Raw genomic sequence first — 7,949 nt, forward strand, 5'->3', positions numbered from 1 at the left:
ATCAGGTGAGCGGCGGCAGGGCGTCCGCCTGGAGCTCGAGGAACTCGTCGAGCATCGCTACCGCGCGGTTGTGAGAGTCGACCACCGGGTCGAGCAGGATCGCCTGGAGCAGCTTCTGCTTCGATTGCTCGGCGTACGCCTCGACGAGCAGTTTGTGGATGGATCCGTGCAACTGGATCATCGCGAGGATGCCCTCAGGGAGCGGCTCCATCTGAATGGGGACGAGTTCGCCGTTCTCGACTCTCGCCGGCACCTCCACGACCATCTCGTCAGGCAGCCCGGGGATCGCTCCCCGGTTCGGGATGTTCACGGCTGGGAGGTCGCGCTCCACACCGCACGCGACCCACTCGATGATCGGAATCGCCAGCTCCTCCGAGGACTCGATCGGAGTCTCCTCCAAGGAGTGCTCGAGCGAGGTGTCTGGGCGCGGCGCGTGGAACGGGCGGTCCGTGTCAGCGAAGCGGATCTCGTAGTACCACTCCGGCGTCGGGGCACCGGGGCGCCAGGGCGAGCCGTCAGCGGGGTCGTGGAAGTACTGCAGCTGCGCCGGGACGTAGTCGTCAGCCCAGCTGATGTACTCTCCGATGTGATTGGCGCTCGGCGATGGCCACAGCCCGAACCGGCGGAACAGGATGCGGGACAGGCCGATCTCGTGCCAGTCGGACACCCAGTTCGCCTCGCGCTCGACCTCGCGCAGACGCGGGTAGAGGTCTTCCCCTGTCTCACGGTCGCGCACCGCTTGGAACCACGTGAAGTGGTTGATGCCTGCAGCTGGAAGCTCGAGTCGTTCACGCGGCATGTCGAGGAACGCGGAGATCTGGCGCACGCCATAGAAGTAGCCGTGGCACAGACCGACGACCTTCACCGATGTCAGTCGTGAGATCGCCTCACAGACCTTGTGCTCGGGGTTGGAGAAGTTCAGGAACAGCGCATTCGGTGCATGCTTCTCGATCGCGCGGGCGATCTCTAGCAGCGGCCCGAACTGACGCAGGGCGTGGAACATCCCGCCGGGTCCCCCGTTCTCGCCGTAGACCTGCTTGAAGCCGTGCTTGCGGGGCACCGTGAAGTCCTGCGACCAATAGTGGTAGCGGTCGACCTCGATCGCCGTGACGACGAAGTCCGCGTCGGTGACCGACGCGTCGAGGTCGGTGGTCGACGAGACGTCGGCCGAGTGCTGGAGGCGCTCGATGAGATGGCGCGTGTATGCCTCCATCTCGGCGAGCGGCTCGGCTGCGATGTCCATCAGCACGATCTGCAGATCCTTCTGCGCGATCGGTTCGCTGAGAAGGAGGTCTCGAACGATCTTGCCGGCGAACTCGCGGCTGCCTGCTCCGATCAGGGTGACTTTCATGATTCCGTGCTCCGATTCGAGTTGATGGTCGATGGATGCCCGCCGCCGAGGCGACGTGCGAGTGCGATGGCTCCGGTGACGGGCGGATGCCGAAGGATGTGCAGGGTCACCTCGGGGGTTACGAGCTCGAGCGCTGCACGAACCGCGCCCTGCAGAAGCGACTGAGCTTCGATCACCGCGCCGCCGGCGACCACGTCACGCGCTGGGACGCCACGACGGCGCAGCTGTGCGACCAACCCAGCGAGGGCGCTGCCTGCCCGCGAGATCACGGCGGCCGCGAGAACGGATCCTTCCGTCGCGGCCGTGAACACCTCAGGAGCGCGCGCACCCCACGCCTCGGCGGACGCCGTCTGCGTCGCTACGAGCGCCAACTCGGCACCATCTCGAACCGAGAACGCCGCCAGCAGCCGCGTTACGAGCGGATCAGCGCCACTCGCGTCGTCGAGGTGGGTGAGCACCGCGCGAACCGCTTCGCGAACGAGGGCTGGCGCACTGCCCTCGTCGCCGATCAGCCATCCCCAGCCACCGGCGGTGAGGAGTTCCCCACCCACTGTGCGGGCCGTCGCGATCGATCCGGTTCCGACGACGACGCCCACGGCATCAGGGAGGCCCATCGCAGGAGACATGAGCTCAGAGTCGTTCAGCACGAGGATCTCGCCGGCGAGCCTTCGCCCTAGTGCACGCTCGAGGTCGTGGCACTGTTCCGTGCTGTCGCAGCCGTGCGCGCCGACGACGATCGGAGCTTCCTTCACCGAATCGCCGAGCTGCTCGACGAGCACGCCGAGTAGGCCCACGGCGTCCGCCTCGGGGTCGCCGAGCGGACCCCGCCAGGATGCTGACGACACGACGACGTCGCGCAGTGTCCCGCCTGCCGGGTCCTGCGCGGCGAGGGCGATCCGCGTCTTGGTTCCGCCGATATCGACGCCGACGACGTTCATACCCGCACGGATGCCGCGTTGCGGTCGGCGACGATGCGAGCGTTGCGGCATTCGGTGATGATCGTGGCCGGCCATTCGGCGTCATAGGCGGTGGTTGCGGTGATGCGAGCGAACGCCTCGCGCTTGTTGTCGCCGGTGAGGATCATGATCGCCTCGGCGGACTGGCTTGCGATGGTGTCGACGCCGACCGTGACGCCGTTTTGCGGCACCATGTCGAGTTGGGTGAACTCGGGGAACGTGCCCATGTTGTCGCGTCGTGTCGCCTCACCGAGGACGACGAGATGCGTCCGCGCGTCACGCCCGGTGCCCGGCTGATTGAACGCCACGTGGCCGTCGCTGTCACCAGACGCGAGGAGGAACACATCGATTCCTCCGGCGTCCGCGATGCGCTGGTCGTACTCCGTTGGATCCGCAGGATCCGCCGTCCAGATCCGATAGGGCGCGATCATGCCCGCTGCCCTCGCGGCCTCCGCGATGGGCGCGAGGATGTCCTCTCGCGCGAAGCGCTGGCACGAATACGAGGCATCCGGATCGACGACGCGGAACCCGCCGGTTTCGGTCTGCACCACGTAGTCGTCCATCATCACGATGACGAGTTGTGACAGATCGCTGCCGGCCGCAGCACGGCGAGCGAGTGCCGAGTAAACCGGAACCGCGGTGCGTCCGCTCGGGCATCCGAGAAGGAACGGTCGGTCGACGGCGGCGCTGAGTCGTTCGACGATGACGTCGGCGACGGCTTCGCCGACCTCATCGGCGGAGTCGAGGATCTGGGGAGAGAGTTGCACTTTTGCTGCCTTCGTATCGAGCGGATGACGCCTGGTCATTCCTTGATGGCGCCGGCGAGCATGCCGGAGATGAACTTGCGCTGGAAGATCACGTAGAGGATCAGGACCGGAGCCGCGACGATGAGACCGCCGGCGGCCATGAGATTGATCTGCGTGACGAACTTGCCCTGAAAAACTCCCAGCGCCACGGTCGCCGTCTGGTTGTCACCGTGCAGGAACACGAGAGAGAGGAAGTAGTCGTTCCACGTCCACATGAAGCTGAGCAGGATCAGGGTGTAGACGGCCGGCATCAGGTTCGGAACGGCGATCGACCACAGCATCCGCAGCGGGCCCGCGCCATCCAGCTCCGCCGATTCGAAGACGGCACGCGGGAGGGCCCGGAAGGCGGCGCGCATCCAGAACACACCGAAGGGGACTCCCATGCCCAGATGGATGAGCATCACACCGAAGAGATTGTTCGTGAGGCCTATGGTGCGGAACTGGTAGTAGAGCGGCACGATGATGACCTCGAGCGAGACCATCATGCCCAACAGGATCACGGGGAACAGGAACCGTTCGCCGACCACGCCCAGCACGCCGAACGCGTATCCCCCGAGCAGTGCCAGCAGCACACCGACGACGACGACCACCACCGTGATGATGAGCGATACCGTCATCGAGCGAGCGAACTCGGCATCGTTCCACGCGGTGACGAAGTTGCCCCATTGCAGGTCGCTGGACGGCCGCCCTGCGCGATCAGGACTCAGCGACGCGGCCAGGAAAGTGCCGACCGGCCACAGCACGATCAGTGCCATGACGGTGAGGATGACGTAGTTCCAGAGCTTCTCGGAACGAGATGACACGATTACTCCCTTTCCGAGATCCGAGTGATGATGAGAGCGATCGCGAGGCACAGCATGGCCATCACGACGCCGATGGCAGCCGCCTGGCCGACGTTAGGGTTCACGAACGCCGCCTTGTACAACGCGACTGCGGGTGTCTGCGTCGACGTACCAGGGCCACCGCGCGTCGTGATCCAGATCAGGTCGAACGCTCGGAGCGCTGCGGTGATGGTGAGGGTGAGCGCCACCGCGATCTGGCCGCGGAGGCCGGGGAGTGTGACCGAGACGAATTCCCGGATCGGTCCCGCGCCGTCCATGCGTGCCGCCTCGTAGAGATCCGTCGAGATGGAGGATGCGCCCGAAATGAACAGCACCATGCAGAACCCGAACGTGACCCAGGTACCGATGAGGCCCACCGCAGGCAGAGCCCAGGTGAAGTCGCCGAGCCAGTTCTTGGCCAGTGCATCGAGCCCGACCGCGCGCAATGCTTCATTGATCGGTCCTTCCGGCGCGTACATCCGCTTGAACAGCAGTGCTGTGACGACACTCGTCAGCACCTGCGGCAGAAAGAAGATCCAGCGATAGACAGCCATTCCCGGCTGACGTGAGCGTGTGATCAACGCGGCAGAGAAGAGCCCGAGGGCGATGGGCAGCACGGCAAAGAACACCAGGAGCACCAGCACGTTCCCCAGCGTCGAGCGCAGCACGGGATCAGTGAAGAAGTTGACGTAGTTCTGGAATCCGACCCACACGGAGGCGGATACGCCGTCCCACTTGTAGAACGAGTACTGGATCGACTGGACCATCGGCCACAGCACGACCCCGGCGTACAGTGCCAGCCCTGGGAGAGCGAAGAGCAGCCCCACCCGGCGGGAGCGTCGACGCGCACGTGATGTGCGGCGGCGCTTCCCACCGGTGACGATGAGTTCGGTGGCCGCGGTGTCGCCACTGGCCGGACGGCCGGCGGCGACACCGAGATCGGGGATGGCCATGGGTCAGGATCCGGACTCGGCGAGGAACGCATTCCGGTCGTCGTCAACCGCCTTGGTGAAGTCCTCTGGCGTGGTCTTGCCCGCCATCAGCAGCTGAGTGTTCTGCGACAGGATGTCCAGCATCGTGGGGCTCGCCCAGTCGAAGTACGGAACGTAGCCGTCATCGGAGTCGAGGGTGGACGTCGCCGCCGCCTCGCCGCTCTGGCTGAGCGAGTCGGGGGTCTCGACATCGTTGAGCATCGGGACCAGACCGAGGTCGACGGCCGCCTGGCTCGCCTCTTCGGACATCAGATAGTCGAGGAACGCCGCGGCGACGTCAGGGTGCTCGCACTTGGCCGAGATGACCATGGCACCGGGTGCAGCGCCGACGCCGACGGTCGAATCACCACCGACCTGGGGCAGCTGGATGTATCCGAAGTCGTCGAGCTGTTCGCCGGACAGGCCGAGTGACCCCGTGTAATCGAACCGGAATACGCTGTCGCCGTCGAGATAGTTCGCGAGTGTGGTCTGGTAGTCGAGACCCTCGAAGTTCGGCATCAGCCAGCCATCGTCACCCCATTCCTTGAGCGTGGTCGCAGCGTCGTTGAACCCGGTGTCCGCTGCCGTCACGTCCTCGCTGCCGTAGACGAAATCATTGATGTCGTCGGCCGATCCGTATAGCGCCTGCAGGCCCAGCAGGGCTGCTGTGTTGCCGTCGAGACCGCTGTAGCTGAACGGCACCTTTCCCGCCGCCTTGATCTCGGCCGCGGCATCCTCGAGGTCATCGAGGCTGGTAGGCACCTCGATCCCGAGGTCCTCCAGCAGGCCGGCGTTGTAATAGATGCCGATGAGCGAGGCCCTGGCCAGGGGCGTCGCGAACCAGGTGCCTTCGCCGATGGTCTTGAAGTCGCTCGTGAACTGGTTCTGACGCGCGATGGTCGTCGGGACCTCGTCGTTCCAGTCGTACAGGTCGGCGTAGGCGTCGAGGTCGACCACCAACCCGCCCTTCGCCAGGGTGCCTAGCGACGACCATCCGTTGTTCGCCGAAGCGATGTCCGGTCCGCCGGCATCCTGCAGTTGCAGGTTCAGCGTGCTGGTCAGCTGGCCCCAGTCCTCGCGGGTGCGCTCGATGGTGACGTTCGGGTACTTCTTCTCGAAGTTGTCGATCAGAGTGGTGATCCACTCCTCTTCGGCCGAACTCCAGAAGTCGGAGAGCTTGAGCGTGACGTCCCCGGCACCGGCTACGTCGTCCGAGACCTCAGTGGGGCCACTGCTCTGTGTGGCGCCGCCTCCCGGAGCACAGGCGGACAGTGCCAGGGCTGCGGCCAAGCCGGCAGAAAGCGCCCCTGCGGCGCGAAGTTTCTTCGACAACATCGTTCACTCCATCGTGGTGGTCGGGTATTGCTCGAGGGGGTCTGCGGAGTCGGGCTCCGAGGACATCTCGAACGCTAACACCGATGGACCAGTTGCACCAGTCAAATACCAATTTGCGGCATAATTGATCCAGATGGCCTCCGTGGTATGTTGGCGTCGTGGTATTGACCCCGGCCGCCGCACAGGCATACGAGCAGCTGTCTCAGGACCTCGCGATCGGCGTGTTCTCGCCGGGAACGCGGTTGCCTGGCGAACGCGATCTGGCGTCGCACATGAGCGTCAGCCGGTCGACGCTTCGCGCCGCCCTCGGCGCTCTCGAGGCCGAGGGGCGTGTCAGTCGCTCCGCTCAGCGCGGATGGTTCGTGCCACCGCGAGTCGTCGGAGAGCCACCCAGCACGCTCCAGTCGTTCACGGAGATGGCTCGAGCGCGTGGACTGCGCCCGACGTCCACGGTGATGCGCCGTGAGATCCGTCCGGCGACCATCGACGAGGCCGATCATCTCCGGATCGCTCCCACGTCGCCGGTCATCCAGATCGATCGCCTGCGCGGCCTCGACGGCAACCCGGTCTGCTTCGATGTCGTGGTCCTGCCAGAGCAGCGGGCGCGAGCGCTGATGGACATCGATCTCACCGATCGCTCGCTCTACGACCTGCTGCGTGACGAGTGCGACGTCGCGATTCACCGCAGCGCGTACAGCGTCACCGCCGCCATCGCGGACGCACCGCTCGCGAAGCTTCTAGGGGCCAGCGTCGGATCCCCCGTGCTCGTCGGAGAAGAGACGGCATACACCGCGGACGGCACGCCGGTACTGCTGGGAGTCAACCGATATCGCGGGGATGCCTATAGATTCCAAGCGGACCTGTTCCGACGCCAGCAGCACAAACCGTGATCCCGAGGGGGAGCCGATGACGACCTGGTGGCCCTACGTCCGACTTGCCGCAGCGGTGCTCGGCCTGGCCGCGATCATCCGGCAGCTGACGCTGAGTCTCGGCAACGCTCTCTCATCGGAGACCGCGTGGGGCGGCCATCTGCCGACTGTCATCGCGAACTTCTTCAGCTACTTCACGATCCTCTCGAACGTCCTCGCCGTGATCGCCCTTGTGATCGGCGGGCTGTGGAGGCTGCGCACCCGGCGCACCGCAGAGGCGGAGCCCGCTTGGCTCGCGACGCTGCTCGCCTGCGCGTCGACGTACATGATCGTCACGGGCATCGTCTACAACCTGCTGCTGCGGAACATCCCACTTGCCGGTATCTCGGACGTCTGGACCAACGAGACCCTGCACGTGGTCATCCCTCTCGTGATGCTCGCCGACGTGCTGTTCGCGCCGCGACGTCGCGCGCTGCCCCGGGGTGCGATGCTGACGGCCGTGATCTTCCCGATCGTCTGGGCGGCGTACACGCTGATCCGCGCGAACTTCATCACGTCGCCGGCGACCGGCAACCCGTGGTGGTACCCCTACCCGTTCCTCGACCCGCACCTCCAGGGCGGCTATCTCGGCGTCATCGCCTACATCTTGGGCATCGCCGTCGCGATCATCGCGGTTGCCGCGTTCGTCGTGTGGGTGGGTCGACGTCGCGGCGCCTCTCGCTGACGGGAACCACTGCCCATCCACAGGCGCGCACCGGAGTGGAAGCCGCGATTACGCTGGCAGGATGACCGAGCCGAACGCAGCCCCCGTTGGAGCGCCAGCCGCCCCTCCGCCCCCAC

8 protein-coding genes are annotated in these 7,949 nt (G+C 65.6%); 2 read left to right on the forward strand and 6 right to left on the reverse strand.

The genetic code is table 11. From position 1 onward, the window contains the following. Position 1: 1 nt before the first annotated feature. From LQZ87_RS15020 to LQZ87_RS15045, 6 genes are read right to left on the reverse strand one after another with little or no spacing between them, the layout of a single operon-like run. On the reverse strand, positions 2-1,351 hold the full coding sequence (locus LQZ87_RS15020) for a hypothetical protein (protein ID WP_230104250.1): 1,350 nt from the start codon (positions 1,349-1,351) through the stop codon (positions 2-4). Next, positions 1,348-2,340 carry a BadF/BadG/BcrA/BcrD ATPase family protein gene (locus tag LQZ87_RS15025; RefSeq protein WP_230104251.1) on the reverse strand — a complete coding sequence of 331 codons (993 nt, stop codon included), beginning with the start codon at positions 2,338-2,340 and terminating at the stop codon, positions 1,348-1,350. The genes LQZ87_RS15020 and LQZ87_RS15025 overlap by 4 nt, the downstream gene beginning before the upstream one ends. Further along, the gene (locus LQZ87_RS15030) at positions 2,286-3,074 is read right to left on the reverse strand and encodes a 6-phosphogluconolactonase (RefSeq protein WP_230104252.1); all 789 of its coding nucleotides are present in this window, start codon (positions 3,072-3,074) and stop codon (positions 2,286-2,288) included. The genes LQZ87_RS15025 and LQZ87_RS15030 overlap by 55 nt, the downstream gene beginning before the upstream one ends. 35 nt (positions 3,075-3,109) lie before the next feature. Next, positions 3,110-3,916 carry a carbohydrate ABC transporter permease gene (locus LQZ87_RS15035; protein ID WP_230104253.1) on the reverse strand — a complete coding sequence of 269 codons (807 nt, stop codon included), beginning with the start codon at positions 3,914-3,916 and terminating at the stop codon, positions 3,110-3,112. Positions 3,917-3,918: 2 nt separating this feature from the next. Beyond that, a complete protein-coding gene (locus LQZ87_RS15040; protein ID WP_230104254.1) occupies positions 3,919-4,887 on the reverse strand; it encodes a sugar ABC transporter permease in 969 nt (322 codons plus the stop codon). 3 nt (positions 4,888-4,890) lie between these two features. Beyond that, a complete protein-coding gene (locus LQZ87_RS15045) occupies positions 4,891-6,240 on the reverse strand; it encodes an extracellular solute-binding protein (RefSeq protein ID WP_230104255.1) in 1,350 nt (449 codons plus the stop codon). Positions 6,241-6,398: 158 nt separating this feature from the next. Here LQZ87_RS15045 and LQZ87_RS15050 point away from each other — a divergent pair, with 158 nt between their 5' ends. Together LQZ87_RS15050 and LQZ87_RS15055 are read left to right on the forward strand one after the other, a co-directional pair. Continuing rightward, a complete protein-coding gene (locus tag LQZ87_RS15050) occupies positions 6,399-7,130 on the forward strand; it encodes a GntR family transcriptional regulator (protein ID WP_230104256.1) in 732 nt (243 codons plus the stop codon). 16 nt (positions 7,131-7,146) lie between these two features. Beyond that, positions 7,147-7,833: a Pr6Pr family membrane protein gene (locus LQZ87_RS15055; RefSeq protein WP_230104257.1), complete on the forward strand. Its 687-nt coding sequence runs from the start codon at positions 7,147-7,149 to the stop codon at positions 7,831-7,833. The last annotated feature ends 116 nt before the right edge of the window (positions 7,834-7,949 follow it).

Source organism: Microbacterium sp. Bi121 (assembly GCF_918698005.1).
In the GTDB taxonomy this organism is placed as follows: domain Bacteria; phylum Actinomycetota; class Actinomycetes; order Actinomycetales; family Microbacteriaceae; genus Microbacterium.

Coding starts and splice junctions, on each gene's coding strand:
- LQZ87_RS15045 (WP_230104255.1), bottom strand. CDS start 6,240: ATGTTGTCGAAGAAACTTCGCGCCGCAGGGGCGCTTTCTGCCGGCTTG.
- LQZ87_RS15025 (WP_230104251.1), bottom strand. CDS start 2,340: ATGCCGCAACGCTCGCATCGTCGCCGACCGCAACGCGGCATCCGTGCG.
- LQZ87_RS15020 (WP_230104250.1), bottom strand. CDS start 1,351: ATGAAAGTCACCCTGATCGGAGCAGGCAGCCGCGAGTTCGCCGGCAAG.
- LQZ87_RS15040 (WP_230104254.1), bottom strand. CDS start 4,887: ATGGCCATCCCCGATCTCGGTGTCGCCGCCGGCCGTCCGGCCAGTGGC.
- LQZ87_RS15055 (WP_230104257.1), top strand. CDS start 7,147: ATGACGACCTGGTGGCCCTACGTCCGACTTGCCGCAGCGGTGCTCGGC.